Source organism: Pseudomonas reactans (genome assembly GCF_013385825.1).
Classification (GTDB): Bacteria; Pseudomonadota; Gammaproteobacteria; order Pseudomonadales; family Pseudomonadaceae; genus Aquipseudomonas; species Aquipseudomonas reactans.
Genome location: NZ_JACAPG010000012.1, coordinates 1 through 19,999 on the forward strand (window position 1 = coordinate 1; position 19,999 = coordinate 19,999).

General features: G+C 60.7%; 22 protein-coding genes. 17 read left to right on the forward strand and 5 right to left on the reverse strand.

Going from position 1 to position 19,999, the window contains the following annotated elements; all coding sequences use genetic code 11:
• The first annotated feature begins 156 nt into the window (after positions 1-156).
• From prfB to HX868_RS13995, 8 genes are all read left to right on the forward strand, one after another.
• Positions 157-1,252, forward strand: a protein-coding gene (prfB, locus tag HX868_RS13960) for a peptide chain release factor 2 (RefSeq protein ID WP_100215725.1) whose coding sequence is annotated in 2 segments (ribosomal slippage) — positions 157-228 and positions 230-1,252 — 1,095 coding nt in all. Because the reading frame shifts where the segments join, the coding sequence is not laid out codon by codon here.
• A 31-nt stretch (positions 1,253-1,283) separates the two neighbouring features.
• Complete coding sequence (gene lysS, locus HX868_RS13965) at positions 1,284-2,783, forward strand: lysine--tRNA ligase (protein ID WP_038849273.1); 1,500 nt, start codon at positions 1,284-1,286, stop codon at positions 2,781-2,783.
• Positions 2,784-2,889: 106 nt separating this feature from the next.
• The gene (locus HX868_RS13970; RefSeq protein WP_016979842.1) at positions 2,890-3,606 is read left to right on the forward strand and encodes a TetR/AcrR family transcriptional regulator; all 717 of its coding nucleotides are present in this window, start codon (positions 2,890-2,892) and stop codon (positions 3,604-3,606) included.
• Positions 3,607-3,622: 16 nt separating this feature from the next.
• On the forward strand, positions 3,623-4,171 hold the full coding sequence (locus HX868_RS13975) for a hypothetical protein (RefSeq protein WP_177003282.1): 549 nt from the start codon (positions 3,623-3,625) through the stop codon (positions 4,169-4,171).
• A 21-nt stretch (positions 4,172-4,192) separates the two neighbouring features.
• Positions 4,193-5,470 (forward strand): flavohemoglobin expression-modulating QEGLA motif protein, encoded by a 1,278-nt coding sequence (locus HX868_RS13980; protein WP_028619119.1) that lies wholly within the window; start codon positions 4,193-4,195, stop codon positions 5,468-5,470.
• Between the two features lie 145 nt (positions 5,471-5,615).
• Entirely contained in the window at positions 5,616-6,521 is a 906-nt protein-coding gene (locus HX868_RS13985; protein WP_177003283.1) for an alpha/beta hydrolase, read from the forward strand.
• On the forward strand, positions 6,518-6,844 hold the full coding sequence (locus HX868_RS13990) for a PA3694 family proteiin (protein ID WP_016979848.1): 327 nt from the start codon (positions 6,518-6,520) through the stop codon (positions 6,842-6,844). The genes HX868_RS13985 and HX868_RS13990 overlap by 4 nt, the downstream gene beginning before the upstream one ends.
• Positions 6,845-6,937: 93 nt before the next feature.
• Entirely contained in the window at positions 6,938-7,207 is a 270-nt protein-coding gene (locus HX868_RS13995; RefSeq protein ID WP_177003284.1) for a hypothetical protein, read from the forward strand.
• Positions 7,208-7,253: 46 nt separating this feature from the next.
• On the opposite strand, the gene lptF is transcribed toward HX868_RS13995, so the two are convergent.
• The 3 genes from lptF to HX868_RS14010 all read right to left on the reverse strand — a co-directional run bounded on the left by lptF (position 7,254) and on the right by HX868_RS14010 (position 9,138).
• Positions 7,254-8,039, reverse strand: a complete 786-nt coding sequence (gene lptF, locus HX868_RS14000) for a lipotoxin F family OmpA-related lipoprotein LptF (RefSeq protein ID WP_095014934.1) — start codon at positions 8,037-8,039, stop codon at positions 7,254-7,256.
• 55 nt (positions 8,040-8,094) lie between these two features.
• On the reverse strand, positions 8,095-8,520 hold the full coding sequence (locus tag HX868_RS14005) for a DUF4398 domain-containing protein (protein WP_177003285.1): 426 nt from the start codon (positions 8,518-8,520) through the stop codon (positions 8,095-8,097).
• 273 nt (positions 8,521-8,793) lie between these two features.
• A complete protein-coding gene (locus tag HX868_RS14010; protein WP_033902821.1) occupies positions 8,794-9,138 on the reverse strand; it encodes a hypothetical protein in 345 nt (114 codons plus the stop codon).
• Positions 9,139-9,323: 185 nt separating this feature from the next.
• Between HX868_RS14010 and ppc the strand changes: the two genes are divergently transcribed.
• From ppc to HX868_RS14045, 7 genes are all read left to right on the forward strand, one after another.
• Positions 9,324-11,951, forward strand: a complete 2,628-nt coding sequence (ppc, locus tag HX868_RS14015) for a phosphoenolpyruvate carboxylase (RefSeq protein WP_177003286.1) — start codon at positions 9,324-9,326, stop codon at positions 11,949-11,951.
• A gap of 279 nt (positions 11,952-12,230) precedes the next feature.
• Positions 12,231-12,878, forward strand: coding sequence for an adenylate kinase (adk, locus tag HX868_RS14020; protein ID WP_010212617.1), 648 nt, complete (start codon positions 12,231-12,233; stop codon positions 12,876-12,878).
• Positions 12,879-12,968: 90 nt separating this feature from the next.
• Positions 12,969-13,652, forward strand: a complete 684-nt coding sequence (gene tsaB / locus HX868_RS14025) for a tRNA (adenosine(37)-N6)-threonylcarbamoyltransferase complex dimerization subunit type 1 TsaB (RefSeq protein ID WP_177003287.1) — start codon at positions 12,969-12,971, stop codon at positions 13,650-13,652.
• A gap of 215 nt (positions 13,653-13,867) precedes the next feature.
• Positions 13,868-14,158 carry a hypothetical protein gene (locus HX868_RS14030; RefSeq protein WP_016979856.1) on the forward strand — a complete coding sequence of 97 codons (291 nt, stop codon included), beginning with the start codon at positions 13,868-13,870 and terminating at the stop codon, positions 14,156-14,158.
• Complete coding sequence (locus tag HX868_RS14035) at positions 14,158-15,018, forward strand: DUF72 domain-containing protein (RefSeq protein ID WP_177003288.1); 861 nt, start codon at positions 14,158-14,160, stop codon at positions 15,016-15,018. Before HX868_RS14030 ends, HX868_RS14035 begins: the two co-directional genes overlap by 1 nt.
• 27 nt (positions 15,019-15,045) lie before the next feature.
• Positions 15,046-15,873: an isocitrate lyase/PEP mutase family protein gene (locus HX868_RS14040; protein WP_177003289.1), complete on the forward strand. Its 828-nt coding sequence runs from the start codon at positions 15,046-15,048 to the stop codon at positions 15,871-15,873.
• A gap of 21 nt (positions 15,874-15,894) precedes the next feature.
• Positions 15,895-16,575: an extensin-like domain-containing protein gene (locus HX868_RS14045; RefSeq protein WP_218168694.1), complete on the forward strand. Its 681-nt coding sequence runs from the start codon at positions 15,895-15,897 to the stop codon at positions 16,573-16,575.
• 3 nt (positions 16,576-16,578) lie between these two features.
• On the opposite strand, the gene HX868_RS14050 is transcribed toward HX868_RS14045, so the two are convergent.
• Positions 16,579-17,199, reverse strand: coding sequence for a hypothetical protein (locus HX868_RS14050; RefSeq protein WP_016979859.1), 621 nt, complete (start codon positions 17,197-17,199; stop codon positions 16,579-16,581).
• 96 nt (positions 17,200-17,295) lie between these two features.
• On the opposite strand from HX868_RS14050, the gene HX868_RS14055 reads away from it, so the two are divergent.
• On the forward strand, positions 17,296-18,078 hold the full coding sequence (locus HX868_RS14055) for a class I SAM-dependent methyltransferase (RefSeq protein ID WP_177003291.1): 783 nt from the start codon (positions 17,296-17,298) through the stop codon (positions 18,076-18,078).
• Between the two features lie 85 nt (positions 18,079-18,163).
• Here the strand turns inward: HX868_RS14055 and HX868_RS14060 are convergent, their stop codons facing one another.
• Complete coding sequence (locus tag HX868_RS14060) at positions 18,164-18,799, reverse strand: TetR/AcrR family transcriptional regulator (RefSeq protein WP_177003292.1); 636 nt, start codon at positions 18,797-18,799, stop codon at positions 18,164-18,166.
• Between the two features lie 93 nt (positions 18,800-18,892).
• Here HX868_RS14060 and HX868_RS14065 point away from each other — a divergent pair, with 93 nt between their 5' ends.
• On the forward strand, positions 18,893-19,993 hold the full coding sequence (locus tag HX868_RS14065; RefSeq protein ID WP_016975820.1) for an efflux RND transporter periplasmic adaptor subunit: 1,101 nt from the start codon (positions 18,893-18,895) through the stop codon (positions 19,991-19,993).
• The last annotated feature ends 6 nt before the right edge of the window (positions 19,994-19,999 follow it).

Genomic DNA, 19,999 nt, shown 5'->3' on the forward strand with positions numbered 1-19,999 from the left:
CCGTAAGGGCGGAACCAATAGCAGCCGTGACCGCAGGAATGGATATGTACTCCGATGATCCAGCCCCACGCCTTTTCGCCCAGCGGACTGCCGCTCCCCCCCATTTCCCGTTATACTCGCCGGCTTTCAAAAGTTCGCCAACGAGTGCTGCCCGCCATGGAAATCAACCCGATCCTTAACACCATCAAGGACCTGTCCGAGCGCTCCGAAACTATTCGGGGGTATCTTTGACTACGATCAAAAGCATGAGCGTCTGACCGAAGTCAATCGCGAGCTTGAAGATCCTGCTGTCTGGAACAAACCTGAATACGCCCAGGAACTGGGCCGCGAGCGCGCTGCGCTGGCGCAGATCGTCGATACCCTTGACGAACTGAACACCGGTCTGGCCGATTGCCGCGACCTGCTGGACATGGCCGTCGAAGAAAACGACGAAGGCGCAGTGGGCGATGTCGTCGCCGAGCTGGCCCGTCTCGAGGAAAACCTCGCCAAACTCGAATTCCGTCGCATGTTCAGCCACGAGATGGACCCGAACAACGCCTACCTGGACATCCAGGCCGGTTCCGGCGGCACCGAGGCCCAGGACTGGGCAAACATCCTGCTGCGCATGTACCTGCGCTGGGCCGACAAGCGCGGTTTCGAAGCGACCATCATGGAACTGTCCGCCGGTGAAGTCGCCGGTATCAAGGGCGCGACCGTGCACATCAAGGGCGAATACGCTTTTGGCTGGCTGCGCACCGAGATCGGCGTACACCGCCTGGTACGCAAGAGCCCGTTCGACTCCGGCAACCGTCGCCACACCTCGTTCTCCGCCGTTTTCGTCTCGCCAGAGATCGACGACAAGGTGGAAATCGAGATCAACCCGGCCGACCTGCGCATCGACACCTATCGCTCCTCCGGTGCCGGTGGTCAGCACGTAAACACCACCGACTCGGCCGTACGTATTACCCACGTACCGACCAACACCGTGGTCAGCTGCCAGAACGAACGTTCCCAGCACGCCAACAAGGACACCGCCATGAAAATGCTGCGGGCCAAGTTGTATGAGCAGGAAATGCAGAAACGCAACGCCGCATCGCAAGCGCTGGAAGACACCAAGTCGGATATCGGCTGGGGTCACCAGATCCGCTCTTATGTGCTCGATGCGTCGCGGATCAAGGATCTGCGCACTAACATCGAACGCAGCGATTGTGACAAGGTACTCGACGGTGATATCGACGAATACCTTGAAGCCAGCCTGAAATCGGGCCTGTAACACCCCAATCTGTGATGGAAAATTTAAAGACATGAGCGACCAACAACTCGACCAGGCCCTGCAACAGGAAGAAAACTCCCTGATCGCCCTGCGCAAGGAAAAGCTTGCTGCCGAGCGCGCCAAGGGCAATGCCTTCCCCAACGACTTCCGCCGCGAAAACTACTGCGATGCCTTGCAGAAGCAGTACGCGGACAAGACCAAGGAAGAGCTGGCAGAGGCTGCGATCCCGGTCAAGGTGGCAGGTCGCATCATGCTCAACCGTGGCTCGTTCATGGTGATCCAGGACATGACCGGTCGCATCCAGGTTTACGTCAACCGCAAGACCTTGCCGGAAGAAACCCTGGCCTCGGTGAAAACCTGGGACATGGGCGACATCATCGCTGCCGAAGGCACCCTGGCCCGTTCCGGCAAGGGCGACCTGTATGTGGAAATGACCAACGTGCGCCTGCTGACCAAGTCGCTGCGCCCGCTGCCGGACAAGCACCACGGCCTGACCGACACCGAACAACGCTACCGCCAGCGCTACGTTGACCTGATCGTCAACGAAGAAGTGCGCCACACCTTCCGTGTGCGCTCACAAGTGATCGCGCACATCCGTACCTTCCTGATGCAGCGTGACTTCCTGGAAGTGGAAACCCCGATGCTGCAAACCATCCCGGGTGGTGCCGCAGCCAAGCCGTTCGAAACCCACCACAACGCGCTGGACATGGAAATGTTCCTGCGTATCGCGCCGGAGCTGTACCTCAAGCGTCTTGTTGTTGGCGGCTTCGAAAAAGTGTTCGAGATCAACCGCAACTTCCGTAACGAAGGCGTTTCGACCCGTCACAACCCAGAATTCACCATGTTGGAGTTCTATCAGGCCTACGCCGACTACGAAGACAACATGGACCTGACCGAAGAACTGTTCCGCGAACTGGCGCAGTTGGTCCTGGGCAGCACCGACGTGCCGTACGGCGACAAGGTGTTCCACTTCGGCGAGCCGTTCGTGCGTCTGTCGGTGTTCGACTCGATCCTCAAGTACAACCCTGAGCTGACCGCCGACGATCTGAACGACATCGACAAGGCTCGCGCCATCGCCAAGAAAGCCGGCGCCAAGGTGCTGGGCTTCGAAGGCCTGGGCAAATTGCAGGTGATGATTTTCGAAGAGCTGGTCGAGCACAAGCTGGAGCAGCCGCACTTCATTACCCAGTACCCGTTCGAAGTGTCGCCGCTGGCCCGTCGCAACGATGACAACCCGAACGTCACCGACCGTTTCGAGCTGTTCATCGGCGGCCGCGAAATCGCCAACGCCTACTCTGAGTTGAACGACGCGGAAGACCAGGCCGAGCGCTTCATGGCCCAGGTGGCCGACAAGGACGCTGGCGACGACGAAGCCATGCACTACGACGCAGACTTCGTCCGCGCCCTGGAATATGGCATGCCGCCAACCGCCGGTGAAGGTATCGGCATCGACCGTCTGGTGATGCTGTTGACCAATTCGCCGTCGATCCGCGACGTGATCTTGTTCCCGCACATGCGGCCACAAGCGTAACCGAAGCGAAATCCGAAGCCGCCTTTTATAAGGCGGCTTTTTTATGTGGCGTCTTTAAGCGTCAAGCAAACAGCGCCAGGTTTTGATCTATTCAAGGATGTGAGTCGTGAACCGCGTAACCGCTCAAGAAGGCGCCGCCGGCATTGCCGCTGCCGTGGCTGAAAGCGTCCAGTACCAGGGCCGCAAGGCCAGTCGTCGGGGTAGCGAGCAACGCAGACAAGACATTCTCGATGCAGCCATGCGCATTGTGGTGCGTGATGGTGTGCGGGCTGTGCGCCATCGCGCGGTGGCCGCGGAGGCGGGGGTGCCGTTGTCGGCCACCACCTACTATTTCAAGGACATTGATGACCTGCTCACCGATACCTTCGCCCAATACGTCGAGCGCAGCGCTGCGTTCATGGGCAAGCTGTGGGTGCGCAACGAAGGCCTGCTGCGCGAGATGGTCGCCTATGGCGATGGCAGCCCGCAGTCACGTTCGCAACTGGCGGATGACATTGCGCGCCTGACTGCCGATTACGTCTTGCGTCAGCTGACCAACCGTCGTGAGCACTTGATGGCTGAGCAGGCGTTCCGTCAGGAAGCCTTGCTCAACCCGCGTCTGGCCGAGTTGGTACGTTCCCACCAGCAGATTCTGTTGCAGGGCACCGGGCAGTTTTTCCAGGTGCTGGGCTCCCGTGAGCCACAACAGGATGCCAAAGTGTTGACGGCGATAATCAGTCGGATGGAATATCAGGGCCTGCTGGGCGGCGCAGAGCCTCTGACCGGTGAAGAGATGCTTGAGATTCTCAAGCGTTACATGCATTTGGTGTTGGCCTCGGTCTGACACCGGGGGATGTTCAATGAAAACCTGGCGTGTGGTTGTAATCGCCTTGTCGTTCCTGCTGCTCAGCGGTTGCCTGGTGACTTTCAAGGACCCGCTGCCGGCCCATGACGCCGCGCCGCAGGCTTTGCTGGGCCAATGGTCGAGCAAAAATGCCTGGGGCGAGCCGCTCAACCTGCACATCAGCGCCGTTGGTGATTACCGTTACAAAGCCGTGAGCTACCCTACAGCCAAGCCGGGCCAGCGTGACGAGTATCTGTTCAGCGTTTCGCGCCATGGCAGCCGCTGGTATTTGTCGGCGCCGCTGCCGGCCAAGCTCGGTGGGCATTTCATCCTCGCGGGCTTCGAAATCAACGAAAAGCATGAATTGGTGGTCTACAACCTCGACCTGGAGCAGATCCATCAAGCCATAGACCAAAAGGCGTTGCACGGCAGTACCGTGGAAACCGTCGAAGGTGCTGGCGTGTTGGTGGACAGCCCCTTGGACCAGGTGTTTGCCTACCTGGATGACCCGGCCAACGCCGATGTATTCGTGGAAGCCGTGCGCTACCAGCGTGCGGGCAAATAACGTTTAAAGAGGAAGCACCGGGTGGACGATTACCAGCAGACGATACGCACCTTGTCTGATCGCATTGTGCTGGCGCAAACACCGATTCGCGTCCTCGACGCCGTGAAGTGGGACGAGAATATTCGCCAGGGATTCCTCAAGGCCAAGGGCAAGGAAATGCCGGCGGTGAGTCGCGACTACTACCTCAACCGGCCGCTGGCGTTCGACTCCAGCGCGGTGAAGCTGGAGTTCCAGAACATCGAGCGCGACATCACCCGTCGCCTCGGCCAGTTCAGCCCGGTGGGGCAGATCATGCGCCGCATGTGCAAGGAATACCGCATGGTGGTGCGCATGCTCGAAGCGCGCGGCACCGAGGATTTCGGGCTGATTTCCCAGGAGCTTTATGGCGCCGCCTCCGATGCGTTTCACGCCGGCGACCCGACGCTGGCCGACCTGGGTCTGATGCTTTCGGACTACCTGAACAATATCGACGGCCGTGGTGACCTCAAAGATGAAGCCAAGACCCTCACCGCGAAGGACGCCGTGGCCCTGCTGCAAACCCGCTTGAACAAAGTGTTTGGCGAGGCCGAAGAGACCATCCGCGTGTTCGAGTCCGACGGTATCGTCGCCGACGCGGCGGCGGGCGCCGACTACATCAAGATCCGCGCCGATGCGATGTTCAACGACCGCGACGTGCGTGCCCTGGAGGTGCATGAAGGCCTGGTGCATGTCGGCACCACCTTGAATGGCCAGAACCAGCCGATCTGCACCTTCCTGTCCAAAGGCCCGCCGTCGTCCACCGTGACCCAGGAAGGCCTGGCGATCCTGATGGAAATCATTACCTTCGCCTCCTACCCGAGCCGCCTGCGCAAGCTGACCAACCGCACCCGCGCCATCCATATGGTGGAAGAGGGCGCCGACTTCCTGCAGGTGTTCGAGTTCTTCCGCGAGCAAGGCTTTGAAATGGCCGAAAGCTACGGCAACGCCAGTCGCGTTTTCCGTGGCTCGGTGCCGACCGGTCTGCCGTTTACCAAGGATTTGTCCTACCTCAAGGGCTTTATCATGGTCTACAACTACATCCAGCTCGCCGTGCGCAAAGGCAAGCTGGAACAAGTGCCGCTGCTGTTCTGCGGCAAGACCACCCTGGAAGACATGCGTACCCTGCGCCAACTGGTGGACGAAGGCCTGGTGGTACCGCCAAAGTACCTGCCGGAGCAGTTCCGCGACATGAATGCACTGGCGGCGTGGATGTGTTTCTCCAACTTCCTCAACCACTTGAGCCTGGATCGGATCGAGGCGGATTACTCCAATATCCTTTAATTACCGTCTCCCTTGTAGGAGCGAGCTTGCTCGCGAAGAAACTTAAGGCGCCGCGTGCTTTCAGGGGACCCGCGTCATCGTTGACGTTTTTCGCGAGCAAGCTCGCTCCTACGGGAGGGCGCTATTTCTGATGAGGCTTCAACGGATGAGAATCCTCGGCATTTTGTGCCTGCTACTCACATTGAACGGCTGCAGCTCGCTGCTGTTCTATCCCGAGCTCGGCCTGCCGTTCACGCCGGAAAAAGCCCACCTGCACTACCGCGACGTCACCCTGACCACCACTGACGGCGTGAAGCTCCACGCCTGGTGGCTGCCGGCCAAACCCGGTGTGCCGCTCAAGGGCACGGTGCTGCATTTGCACGGTAACGGCGGCAACCTGGCCTGGCATCTGGGCGGCAGTTGGTGGTTGCCCGAACAAGGTTATCAAGTTCTGCTGCTGGACTATCGCGGCTACGGCTTGTCGGAAGGCAAACCCTCGCTGCCCGCGATCTATCAGGATGTGGACGCGGCGTTCCGCTGGATCGACAAGGCGCCTGAAACCCATGGCCAACCGCTGATCGTCCTCGGCCAAAGCCTGGGCGGGGCGTTGGCGGTGCATTACCTGGCTGCCCATCCGGAGCGCCAATCCCAGCTCAAGGCCCTGGTGCTGGACGGTGTGCCTGCCAGTTATCGTGACGTAGGACAATTTGCCCTGAGTACCTCCTGGTTAACATGGCCATTCCAGGTGCCCCTGTCCTGGCTGGTGCCGGACGGCGACAGTGCAATCTATGCCATGCCCCAACTCACCGGTGTGCCGAAGTTGTTGTTCCACAGCCTGGACGACCCGATTGTGCCCGTGGCCAATGGCATCCGCCTCTATCAGGCCGCACCGCCGCCACGGGTGTTGCAACTGACCCGGGGTGGGCATGTGCAGACCTTTGCCGACAAGACCTGGCAAACCGTGATGCTGCGCTACCTGGACGACCCGCAGCACTTCAACGGCTTGCGCCGCCTGGGCGAAATTCCGAACTACCCCATTCCTAAAGTTGATTCATCAGAGAGCCCGCAATGAGCGAAGAACGCAACATGATCCCGCTGATCCTCACCGGCATTGGCACCATCATCGGCACCGTCGGTTGCCTGTGGTTCTACGGTTACCTGCACTTCGCTAAACCGGAAGATGCGTTGCTGCTAAGCGACTTCACCATGCTCAAGACCGTGCCGGGCGAGGACTACAAGATCTCCCTGACCCCGGCTGCGCAAGTGGCGCAGTGCGTGGATGGCGTGCTGGTGATGTTCGATACGGAGCAGAAAGGCCTGACGGGTGTGCTCGTGAACAATAAGAAACAGGCGGTGCGTTGCATGGGCCAGGAGACGCCGCAACTGCAGCAATAACCGAGACAGGCGGAACCATATTTCGTACGAGACCACTGATGGGGGTGTCAGCAAAACTGAGACACAACTTCTTTGATCGTGGACTTACGGAGCGTGAATATGGTGGATGGTATCGGTGGCGCGGGGAATATGGTCGGCAGCCTATTTGGTGGTATGGACCAGATGCAGCAGGCGGGTGGCCAGCAGAAGCAGCAGTTGGACCCGGAAATGCTGAAGAAGATGCTGGAAGATATGTTGGCCGGTGCGAGTGGTAGCCAGGGCGGCGGCGGAGCAGGGGGCGGTGGTAATGATCCTCAGGCCGAAGGCCAGCGTCAGCAAATCCAGATACCCCAAATGAACAGTGGCCAAGTTAACTTCATGTAAATAAAAGAACCCCGCCGAAGTGCGGGGTTCTTTTTACAGCAATCGATCAGTTGGCAACGGAAGAGCGTGGAGCAACTGGCTGATTGTCGTTGGAGATGGTCACTTCAACGCGGCGATTCATGGCACGGCCGGAGACGCTGCCGTTATCGGCAACCGGGTATTCCTTGCCGTAACCCTGAGTCACGATGCGTGAGATGTCCACGCCCTGCTGAGCCAGTGCACGTTGCACGGACGCTGCACGACGCTCGGACAGGCTCTGGTTGTACGAATCGGAACCGGTGCTGTCGGTGTAGCCTTCGACGATCACCTTGCGGTCCGGGTTGTCGCGCAGGAACTGAGCCAGCTTGGTGATATTCACCAGGCCGCTGGATTTCAGGTCGGACTTGTTGGTGGCGAACAACACATCACCAAACGTCACCAGGGTGCCGCGGTCGGTTTGCTTGGCGTTCAAACTGTTTTGCAGTTGTTTGATCTGTGCATCACGGGCATCCAGCAGAGCGCGAGCCCGTTCGTCGCCGGCGTTTTTCAGCTTGGCTTCGGATTCACGCAGCACGATGGTGTCTTTGGCCACTTCAACGCGCTGGTTGGTCAGGTAAGCCAGTTGGTCGACTTTCTTCTCGTCTTCCTTATCGCGGTAGGCCTTGTCAGCCTTGTCCAGCCATTCGCTGGCGTCCTTGGTTTCCAGTGCCGCAAGTTTGGTGGCTTGCGGGTTGGTCTGCAGGGAGGAGAAGTTGGTCCGCGCGTTTTCCAGGTTCGCGTTCGGCGGAGTGGAGCAGGCCGCCAGTGCAACGCTCATCGCCAGCAGGGCAGGGATCATCAATTGTTTACGCATAGTCGTGTCGTCCTTTCAATTCTTTAACGGGTGCGATTTAGTCACAGGAGGCGTCTTACTTCTGCTGGATAGCAGCCGGACGCATGCCTTCCTTACGCAACTCATCAACAGCCTTCTGGGAATCCTTCACAGCCTGTTCAGCCTTGGCGGCCTGGGATTTGCGCTCTGCGACACGGGCGTCCCACTCGGCTTGTTCAGCCAACTGGCGAGCTTTGTCGTAGTTCTTGTCGTGCATGGCAATTTCGGCTTCTTTGAGCTTGTCCTGGGCCGACTTCATTTCCACCGCTGCGTACTCAGTACCGCCGGCGCTGACAGCGCTGTTCACGGCGGACTGGGTGACCGCGTACTGCTCGGTTGGAGGGTTGCCGGCACAGCCCGCCAGAACGAAGCTGGTGCCGATTGCCAGCGCGGCCAATTTGAGCCCGCGCAGGTGGTTAAACGAGGATTTGGCAGTGCTGGTCTTCATCGTCTTCAACTCCATTGGATAACTCCTGATAAACATCAAAATCCATGTCACTGGTCTGCGGCGGCGGGCTGTGCACTGATGCGCAAATTGCCCTTTAAAACGACCGTTCCAAGTGATGGCTTACTGGCTGTGACCGGAGGCTTTTTTCAAAAGTTCAGAGAAGATGGCGATTTGCCTAAAAAAATATTTGACTGATTGGTCAGCGTAAAAAAGTTGGAACTTCTGCGTTGCGCAGTGGTACGCCGGGCCCTTGAGGAGCCCGGAATACAGGGGGTTGGTGGGGTTGTGTCAGTGCTTCTGTTCGTCGCTGCTGGCCGACAAATCATGCAGATAGCGTCGCGACAGGGTCAGAAAACGAGGGGTGGGGCCGACGTCTTCGTACAGAGGATCGCCTTCTTCATCGGTGGCAATGACGTGCTGGCCCTTGATGTAGGGGAAGCTGGCTTCCAGCTCTTCAAGCGCGGCGCCGATCAATTCTCCGAGCAATTCTTCGGGGTGGCGCTTGGGGTACATCTCGGTAATGGCGGCCAGCCGCGCCGCGGACTCCATATCCAGGTGGATGGCGTACTCGGTCTTGGTCAAGCGACCCTTGGCGTTCTCTTCCCAATGCTGGGCCAGTTCTCGAATTTTCATGGCAACCTCAATGAAGCCCGCTTTTAGCAGGCGGTGATGAGTGTCCAGTCGCCTGCGCGGATAAACGCGACGACTTAAGCTTGAGACTAGCTGCAACTCACAAGGTTTAAAGTCTTGTCATAAATCGAGGCTGGCGGCACTCTGGCACACCTGCGCGTCCCGGATTTCTGGCTGGAGATTGGCTGATGAGTGATATCGATGCACGCTTGCGTGAGGATGTTCACCTGCTGGGTGAGCTGTTGGGCAACACCATTCGAGAGCAGTATGGCGATGATTTCCTCGACAAGATCGAGCAGATCCGCAAAGGTGCCAAGGCTGACCGGCGCGGTGCCGGCGATGAGTTGAGCACCAGCCTCAACCAGTTGCAGGAAAACGAACTGTTGCCGGTGGCCCGTGCCTTCAACCAGTTCCTCAACCTGGCCAACATTGCCGAGCAGTACCAACTGATCCACCGGCGTGATGAGTCGCAGCCGGCACCGTTCGAATCCCGCGTGTTGCCCGAGTTGCTGGCGCGCCTGCAAAGCGAAGGCCACAGCAACGAATCCCTGGCCCGCCAGTTGGGGCGCCTGGAGATCGAACTGGTCCTCACTGCCCACCCCACCGAAGTGGCGCGCCGCACCCTGATCCAGAAATACGATGCCATCGCCGCGCAATTGGCGGCCCAGGATCACCGCGACCTCACCAGCGCAGAGCGCGAGCAGATCCGCCAACGCTTGCAACGCTTGATCGCCGAAGCCTGGCACACCGAAGAAATCCGCCGCACCCGACCCACACCTGTGGATGAAGCCAAGTGGGGCTTCGCGGTGATCGAGCACTCGCTGTGGCACGCGATCCCCAACTATCTGCGCAAGGCTGACCAGGCGCTGCACGCCGCCACCGGTTTGCGCTTGCCCCTGGAGGCCGCACCGATCCGCTTTGCGTCATGGATGGGCGGCGACCGTGACGGCAACCCGAACGTCACGGCACCGGTCACCCGAGAAGTGCTGCTGTTGGCGCGCTGGATGGCCGCCGATTTGTACCTGCGCGATATCGACCACCTGGCCTCTGAACTGTCGATGCAGCAAGCCAGCCCGGCGTTGCAGGCCAAGGTCGGAGACAGCGTCGAGCCTTATCGCGCTTTGCTCAAGCAACTGCGCGAACGCCTGCGCGCCACGCGCCAATGGGCGCACACCGCGTTGAGCAGCAGCACCCCGGCGCCGGCCGAGGTGTTGCAGAACAACCGCGACCTGCTGGAGCCGCTGGAGCTGTGCTACCAGTCACTGCACGAATGCGGCATGGGCGTGATAGCGGATGGGCCTTTGCTCGATTGCCTGCGCCGCGCGGTGACCTTCGGGCTGTTCCTGGTGCGGTTGGACGTGCGTCAGGATTCCAGTCGTCATTCGGCCGCCATGACCGAAATCACCGACTACCTCGGCCTGGGCCGTTACGAGGACTGGAACGAAGAGATGCGCATCAGCTTCCTGATGAAGGAGCTGGCCAACCGTCGACCGCTGTTGCCGGGCTATTTCAAACCGTCGGCGGACACTGCCGAGGTGCTCAACACCTGTAAGGAAATCGCCGCCGCACCGGCTGCATCGTTGGGCTCGTATGTCATCTCCATGGCCGGCGCTGCCTCGGACGTTTTGGCCGTGCAACTGCTGCTTAAAGAGTCGGGCGTGCAACGGCCGATGCGCGTGGTACCGCTGTTCGAAACCCTCGCCGACCTGGATAACGCCGGCCCGGTGATCGAGCAACTGTTGCTGCTGCCGGGCTATCGCGCGCGTTTGCAGGGGCCGCAGGAAGTGATGATCGGCTACTCGGACTCGGCCAAGGACGCCGGCACGACCGCCGCCGCCTGGGCGCAGTACCGGGCGCAGGAGCGCCTGGTGGATATCTGCCGTGAGCAACAAGTGGAACTGCTGTTGTTCCACGGTCGTGGTGGCACCGTGGGGCGTGGCGGTGGCCCGGCTCATGCGGCGATCCTGTCGCAACCGCCGGGCTCGGTGGCAGGGCGGTTCCGCACCACCGAACAGGGCGAGATGATCCGCTTCAAGTTCGGCCTGCCGGATATCGCCGAGCAGAACCTCAACCTTTATCTGGCTGCCGTGTTGGAGGCGACGCTGCTGCCCCCGCCGCCGCCGGAGCCAGCCTGGCGGCATTTGATGGATGAATTGGCGGCAGACGGTGTCAGCGCTTACCGCGCCGTGGTGCGGGAAAATCCGCAGTTCGTCGAGTATTTCCGTCAGTCCACGCCGGAACAGGAGCTGGGGCGCTTGCCCCTGGGCAGTCGCCCGGCCAAGCGCCGTGCGGGCGGGATTGAAAGCCTGCGCGCGATCCCGTGGATCTTCGGCTGGACCCAGACCCGCCTGATGTTGCCGGCCTGGCTCGGCTGGGAAGCAGCGCTGAGCAAGGCTCTGGAGCGCGGCGAAGGTGAACTGCTGGGACAGATGCGTGAACAGTGGCCATTCTTCCGCACCCGCATCGATATGCTGGAAATGGTGCTGGCCAAGGCCGACGCCGACATCGCCCGTCTGTATGACGAGCGGCTGGTGCAGCCGGACCTGCTGCCATTGGGTGTGCATCTGCGCGACCTATTGTCGCAGGCGTGCAACGTGGTGCTTGGCCTGACTGGCCAGTCGCAACTGCTGGCCCATAGCCCGGACACCCTGGAGTTCATCCGCCTGCGCAACACCTACCTCGACCCCTTGCACCTGCTGCAGGCCGAGTTGCTGGCCCGTTCACGCCAGCAGGAAGCGGCGCAGGACAGCCCTCTGGAACAGGCGCTGCTGGTCTCCGTGGCCGGTATCGCCGCAGGTTTACGCAACACTGGCTAGGGTTTTTTGCGTGTTCTCAATAGCTTGCAGATAAACCACGGCGGCCGCCCTGAAACGGGCGGCCGGCGTTTGTGGGGCCGGGTTGCACCCAGGCACACCCTACCTATGACGCATGCCCTGCGCGGGTTCCTGCGACTTTTGGCGGCTTGTGTGGTTAAGGCCTGCTGTGTATCTTGATCAGCCTTTGGCCGCTTGGGCGGCCCGAATTCTATTTTTACGCGATTGGCCCACCGCGGCGAATCCGAGCGTCATCTCTATAAAAAATTGAGGAGCACATCAATGCGCGTCATTCTGCTGGGAGCTCCCGGGGCCGGTAAAGGTACTCAGGCAAAGTTCATCACTGAAAAGTTCGGCATTCCACAAATCTCCACCGGCGACATGCTGCGTGCGGCCGTCAAGGCTGGCACCGAGCTGGGCCTGATCGCCAAGAGCGTGATGGACAGCGGTGGCCTGGTGTCCGATGACTTGATCATCAACCTGGTCAAGGAACGCATCAGCCAGGAAGACTGCAAGAACGGTTTCCTGTTCGACGGCTTCCCGCGCACCATTCCCCAGGCTGAAGCCCTGGTGAAGGCCGGCGTTGAGCTGGATGCCGTGGTTGAAATCGCGGTGGAAGATGAAGAGATCGTCCAGCGCATTGCCGGTCGTCGCGTTCACGAGGCCTCTGGCCGCGTGTACCACACCGTCTACAACCCGCCAAAAGTCGAAGGCAAGGACGATGTGACCGGCGAAGACCTGGTACAGCGTAAAGACGACACCGAAGAAACCGTGCGTCATCGCCTGTCGGTCTATCATTCCCAGACCAAGCCGCTGGTGGATTTCTACCAGAAGCTGTCCGCTGCCCAGGGCAAGCCGAAGTACAGCCACATTCCTGGTGTCGGCTCGGTTGAAGCGATCACCGCCAAAGTGCTGCAAGCACTCAGCTGATCCCTTCATCGGCTTCACGGATAACGGCCCGCTTGCGGGCCGTTGTTGTTTATACTGGCGCACTTTTTTTCGACCTGGACACCCGCACCGATGAGTACCCTGTTGGCCCTGGACACCGCGACTGAAGCTTGCTCCGTTGCCCTGCTGCACGATGGCAAGGTCACGAGCCACTACGAGGTGATCCCGCGTCTGCACGCGCAGAAGCTGTTGCCAATGATCAAGCAACTGTTGGAAGACGCCGGCACTACGCTGACCGCGGTGGATGCCATCGCCTTCGGCCGTGGCCCGGGTGCGTTTACCGGTGTGCGTATTGCCATTGGTGTGGTGCAGGGGTTGGCATTTGCGTTGGAGCGCCCGGTATTGCCGGTGTCCAACCTGGCCGTACTGGCCCAGCGCGCCTTGCGGGAACATGGCGTTCGTCAGGTTGCGGCGGCTATCGATGCACGCATGGATGAGGTGTATTGGGGTTGCTACCGCGAAACGGCAGGCGAGATGCGCCTGGTGGGTGTAGAAGCCGTGCAGCCGCCTGAATCCTCCGTATTGCCGGGTGATGCCAGCGGTGACTGGTTCGGTGCCGGCACCGGTTGGGGTTATGGCGAACGCATTGCTGTGCCGTTGATTGGCCAGGATGCTGCGATGTTGCCGCATGCTGAAGATTTGCTGGCCCTCGCGCGGTTTGCTTTTGAACGTGGAGAGGCAATTCCTGCAGACCAGGCAGCACCCGTTTATCTACGCGATAAAGTGGCTCAGACCAAAGCCGAACGCGGCCTTTAATTGTGGCGAGCGGGTTTGTCGAATCGTCGAACCGCCCGCGTTGGGCTGCGAAGCAGCCCTAAAAACCCGCGATTCACCGCTAATCTGCACCAATCGTCAGAATTTGCCCCCCGTTTTAAACCTTTTTCAAATTATGTGTTCTAGTTATCACCAGAGCATTTGCGCACCATGGACGATGCTGCCAAAATGCCATTACTGATAGCGAGTTCGCGCCCATGCGTATTGATGGCTTTTCCTCACAGTCCTACCCAATCAAGCGCAAGCCACGTAAGGCAAACGTCACGGTAGACGAGTCCGTCGAGGATTCGCCAGACTTCATCGAGGTCCAGTCCGACGCACAGGCCAACGCTCAAGCCCGTATCAGTGGTCTTCCCGCCCGTCAGCAAGACATGGTCTTCCCACGCTCCATGAGCAAAAGCGTCGCCACCGCCCTGGCCAGTTACCTGACCACCGCCGGTTTTGTCGAATGGGATATGGAAGTGCTGGGCCTCGACATCCATATCTGATGCGTCTGCCTTACTACCTCGGTTGCCCGTCCTGGAGTGAAAATGCCTGGCGCGAGTACCTGTACCCCGCCGATGCCCGCTCCAGCGATTACCTCGCGCTCTATTCCCAAGTCTTCAATGCCGTCGAAGGCAACACCACGTTCTACGCGCGTCCATCAGCCGCCACGGTGCAACGCTGGGCTGAAATCATGCCCGACAATTTCCGTTTCACGGCCAAGTTTCCCGGTGATATCAGCCACAGTGGCAACCTGATTGAACAACTGCCAGCTGCGGAAAGCTTTGTGGGCTTGATGAGTCCCCTGGGAGAGCGCGTGTCCCCGCTATGGTTGCAACTGCCCGCGACGTTCACACCGCAGCGTCTGGGGGAGTTGGCAGGCTTCATTGATGGCCTTGAGCGGCCCATGGCGGTGGAAGTTCGTCATTCGGAATTCTTCGCCAAAGGCGACGCCGAGCGCATGCTTAACCGCTTGCTACGGGATCGGGGCGTTGAGCGCATCTGCCTGGACCCCCGCGCATTGTTCAGTTGCACGTCCACGTCAGCCGCCGTGCTGCACGCCCAATCGAAAAAGCCCAAGGTGCCACCACGGCCGGCGGCACTGACGCAGTTTCCCCAAGTGCGTTTTATCGGGCATCCCGAATTGGAAGCCAACGACCCGTTCCTGGTGCCGTGGGTGGAAAAAGTCGCCGGTTGGATTGAAGAAGGCCGCACACCCTACGTGTTCCTGCACACTTCGGACAATCGCCTCGCCGCCCAACTGGCGCTGCGTTTCCATGATCAGTTGATGGCCCGCCTGCTGGGCCTGCCCGCATTGCCAGTGTTGGATCGTGCCCCCGCCGTGGAGCAACTGGGGTTACTCTAAGGCTCCTTTTCCCGCCAGGAGCCAGACATGGATGCCCAAACCCTTCGCGCCGAAACCTTCAAGGCCTTGCACGAACGTGACCGCGCATTCGTGATGCCCAATCCGTGGGATGCAGGCTCTGCCGTGATGCTGGCCAGCCTGGGGTTTGAAGCCCTCGCCACCACCAGTGCGGGCTACGCGTTCAGCCTGGCGCGCCCGGATGCGGAAGGGGCGTTGTCCCTGGAAGACACCTTGATCAACGCCGGCATGATTGCCCAGGCCACGGCGTTGCCGGTGGCGGCGGACCTGGAGAACGGCTTCAGCGACACCCCCGAAGGCTGCGCCCAGACCATCCTGCGTGCCGCCGCCACCGGCATTGTCGGCGGCTCCATTGAAGACGCCACAGGCATTGCCGCTGACCCTATCTATCCTTTCGACCTGTCCGTCGAGCGTGTAGAAGCCGCGGTGGCTGCCGCGCGCAGCCTGCCATTCCCGTTCACCCTGACGGCCCGTGCGGAAAACCTCCTGCATGGTCGCCTGGATTTGCCCGACACCATCCGCCGCTTGCAAGCCTACGCCGAAGCCGGTGCCGACGTGCTGTATGCGCCGGCCCTGCGCAGTGCCGAGGAAGTGCTGGCGGTGGTCAAGGCGGTGGCGCCCAAGCCGGTGAACGTGTTGATGTCCGGCGGCTTGAACCTCAGCGTCGCGCAGCTCAGCGCGATGGGGGTGCGGCGGATCAGTGTCGGCTCGGCTCTGGCGTTGGCTGCCTATGGCGAGTTCTATCGTGCCGCCCAGGAAGTGTACGAACTGGGCACGTTCACGTTTACCGAGCGCAAGATGCCGTTCAGCCAGGCCAACGAGTTCTTCAAGGGCTAAGGGGTGCGTTTTTTCAAGTTGATGGTCGTGCTGCTGATCCTGGCCGGCGCCTTTGCCGTCGGCGTCTGGCGTGGCTGGGTGCCGCTGCCGGCCGATTGGAACCCTTGGGCCCCGCTGGATGTGCGCGCCAGCCCGAATTTGCTCACCCGCTACAAGCTGGGGCGCCTGCAGGATGACCCGGCGTTGTGCGACCAAGTGCTGGAGACCTCGGGCCTGCGCGTCAACCATCAAGCCGATACGCCCGCTGATGCGGCGTGTCCGCTGCGCAACACCTTGCGCGTTCAGGGTGCCGCGGTTGGCCTGAGCAGCAGTTTTCTCGCCAGTTGCCCGCTGGCGGTGGCGTTCGCCCTGTTCGAGCGCCACAGCCTGCAGCCGGCGGCCCAAGCGGTGTTCGGCCAGGCGGTGACGCGGGTCGATCATCTGGGCAGCTTTGCCTGCCGCAATATGTACAACCGCGCCGAAGGGCGACTCAGCCAGCATGCGTCGGCCAATGCTCTGGATATCGCCGGTTTCCGCCTGGCGGACGGGCGCAGTATCAGCGTACTCAAGGATTGGCCGGGGGACGGCGATAAGGCGCGGTTCCTGCGTCAGGTCCGCGACAGTGCCTGCGATGATTTCAACGTGGTGCTGAGCCCGGATTACAACGCCGCGCACCGAAACCATTTCCATTTGGACATGGGGCGTTGGTGGGTGTGTCGCTGAGTGTCAGGCGGCCAGGCGCAGGTTCTGGGTGACCAGCGGGCGCGCCCAGTAGTAGTCGAAGTCGAGCGCTTTTTGCTGCGCGACCAGCTCTTCGGTCGGGTACGGCGTGGCGGCTGGCGGCAGCAGGTCCAGTTCGAATTCGGCGATGGGCAAGTGCAGTGGGCGTGGCTCCGGCGCCGGGCCAGGCTCTGGCAACGGTTGGCCGGCGGTCAGCACGATTGGGCGCACCCAACCGCTTTCGAAGTTCTGCTGGCGCTGCTGGGCGACGATTTCTTCTTGCGGGAATGGCGTGGCAGCCGGTGGCAGCAGCTCGGTTTCGAACTCGGCGATCGGCAGGAACAGTGGCTCCGGTGGGGCGATTTCGGTGTCTTTCACGTCGCACTCACGCTGGGTGAGGATCTGCGATAGCAGGTCGGCGCCGGCGCTGGGTTCTACCGCTGGGTCCGCCGGTGCCTGCGCCTGCACGGCCAGCGCGTCCGGCGTATCGCCGAGCTGTTCGGCCAACGCACGGGCGAAGAAGTCCTGCCACACATGACTCACCCCGGCCAGCGCTTGAGTATTGCGCAGGCCGTAGTGGTTGTGGGTCGGCAGTACACCGATGGTTAGGGGAAGAATGTCTGACATTTTTCTCGGTCGACGCTCAGCTCTGGCAAAATACCTGACTGTTGTTTTTATCGGCCGCTGTTTGCCGATCCTTAATATTTTTGAGCGTAGCGATTGATGAGCGAACAACCAGCGGCCAGCCGCATCCAGGTCGAGGCCTTGGGCGAAGGGTTCCAGGGCCGTGCCGAGCAATGGGCGTCACTGCTGGGTTTACCGATGCACTTGGCGGATGCGGACTTTTCCCTGCAAGTGGGGGAGCACGGCCTACAGCTGCAACAGCTCGGGCCTGATGCACCAGGGCCGGTGCGGGTGGATTTTGTCGAAGGCGGTGCGGCACATCGTCGACTGTACGGTGGTGGCAGCGGGCAGATGATCGCCAAGGCCGTCGGCATCGCCCAAGGCGTGCGCCCACGGGTGCTGGATGCCACGGCCGGCCTGGGCAAGGACGCCTTCGTGCTGGCCAGTCTAGGCTGCGAGATGAGCCTGATCGAGCGCCAGCCGCTGATCGGCGCCTTGCTCGAAGACGGTCTGGCACGTGGCGCGGATGATTTTGAGGTGGCACCGATCGTGGCGCGCATGCAGTTGCTCAAGGGCAACTCCATCGACGTGATGCGCAATTGGGAAGGTGAGCCGCCCCAGGTGATCTACCTCGATCCGATGTTTCCACACCGTGAAAAAACCGCCTTGGTGAAGAAGGAAATGCGCCTGTTCCGACCACTGGTGGGGGATGATCCAGACGCACCGGCGCTGTTGGCCGCCGCCCTGGCCCTGGCCAGCCACCGTGTGGTGGTCAAGCGTCCGCGCAAGGCACCGTGCATCGAAGGGCCTAAGCCGAGTCATGCGTTGGATGGCAAATCCAGTCGCTATGACATCTATCCCAAGAAAGCACTCAAGGGCTGAGGGCCTTATCGCCGGCAAGCCGGCTCCTACAATCCCTGTAGGAGCCGGCTTGCCGGCGATAGCGCTGGTTCAGACAACGACCCTCTTAAACCCTATACGCCCGCATAAACAACCCCACCACCTCCTGCACATGGGCTTCGGCGGCTTCTTCACTCAGTTGCCCGCCGCAGCCATACAGCAAGCAGAAATTCGCCGTGCCCTTGAGCAGGCAGAAGAAATGCTCGGCCGCCGTAAAGGGCTTGTCGATGCTTAGCGCGCCGTTCTGGTCGATTTTGCCGAGCAGGCGCTCCATGCCCTGCAGCATGCGCATGGGACCGGCCTCGAAGAAGATCTGCGAGAGTTTCACGTCCTGATTGCCGGTCGTCATCATCAGGCGATGCAGGTTGACTGATTCCTCACTGTTGATCAGGCGATGGAACCCCCGCGCGATATTTAACAACACAGTCTCCACAGGCATGCCCGCAGGCAACTCGAAGTACATCACCGGCAGTTGCTCTTCGCACTTGGCCACCACGGCGGCGGTGAACAACGTCTCTTTATCGTTGAAGTGGCTGTACACGGTCAGTTTCGACACGCCGGCCTCAAGGGCCACTGCATCCATGCTGGTACTGGCGTAGCCGTTGCTCAAAAACAGGATTTTCGCTGCTTCGAGGATTGCCTGGCGTTTTGCCATGTCCTTGGGGCGCCCGGGGCTATTGGTGTTTACGGGATTGTCGGACATTTTCACCTTTAATACTGGACTGGTGAGTTTGGTATTAATAACATACCCGCCAGTATAATTATTCCTAGATCTATTTGCGAAAGGTCCTACAGCATGCGCAGCACCTTCCTGCCCTTTGCGTTGCCTATCAGCCTGATCTTCCTGCTGGCCGCCTGCGGCCATGAAGAAGCGGCCCAGACTACCATCCGACCGGCCATGGTGGTGCAGCCGCAGCCTTCTTCACAGTCGATGGACAGCTACCCCGGTGAAGTGCGCGCCCGTTATGAACCGGACCTGGCCTTTCGCATCGGTGGCAAAGTCAGCAAGCGGTTGGTGGAAGAGGGCGAGCGGGTCAAGGCCAACCAGGCGCTTGCCGAACTCGACCCGCAAGATGTGCGCCTGCAACTGGAAGCGACCCGTGCCCAAGTCGCCGCCGCCGAGGCCAACCTGAGCCTGGTGCGCGCCGAGCGTGACCGCTACAAGACCTTGATGGACCGTCAGATGGTCAGCCGCTCGCAGTACGACAATTCCGAAAACCTTTACCGATCCGGCGAAGCCCGACTCAAGCAGATCAAGGCCGAGTTCGACGTGGCCAGCAACCAGGCTGGCTATGCGGTGCTACGTGCGCCACAGGATGGCGTGGTGGCCAAACGTGCGGTGGAAGTCGGGCAGGTGGTGTCCGCCGGCCAGACCGTGTTCACCCTCGCTACCGATGGCGAACGTGAAGTATTGATCAGCCTGCCGGAGCAGGGTTTTGGTCGTTTCAAGATCGGCCAGCCGGTGTCGGTCGAGCTGTGGAGCCAGCCCGACCAGCGCTTCAGCGGCCGCATTCGAGAGCTGTCGCCGGCTGCCGATCCAAAGTCGCGTACGTTCGCTGCCCGTGTGGCGTTCACCGGCGGCAAGGTCCCGGCCGAGCTGGGCCAGAGCGCCCGCGTGTTCATACAGGTCGACGGCGATATTCCGCTCTCGGTCCCACTGTCGGCCCTCAGCGCGGAGAACGGTGCGTCCTACGTGTGGCGTGTACAGCCGGACAACACTCTCAAGCGCACGCCCGTGCGCATCGGTGCCTTCGGTGAAAAAACCGTTCCGGTACTGGAAGGTTTGAGCCCTACGGATTGGGTCATTGCTGCCGGTGTACATGTGCTTCACGAGGGCCAGCAAGTGCGCCCTGTGGATCGCTCCAACCGTGTGGTGAATCTGGCGGCCAAGGAGTAGTCCCCG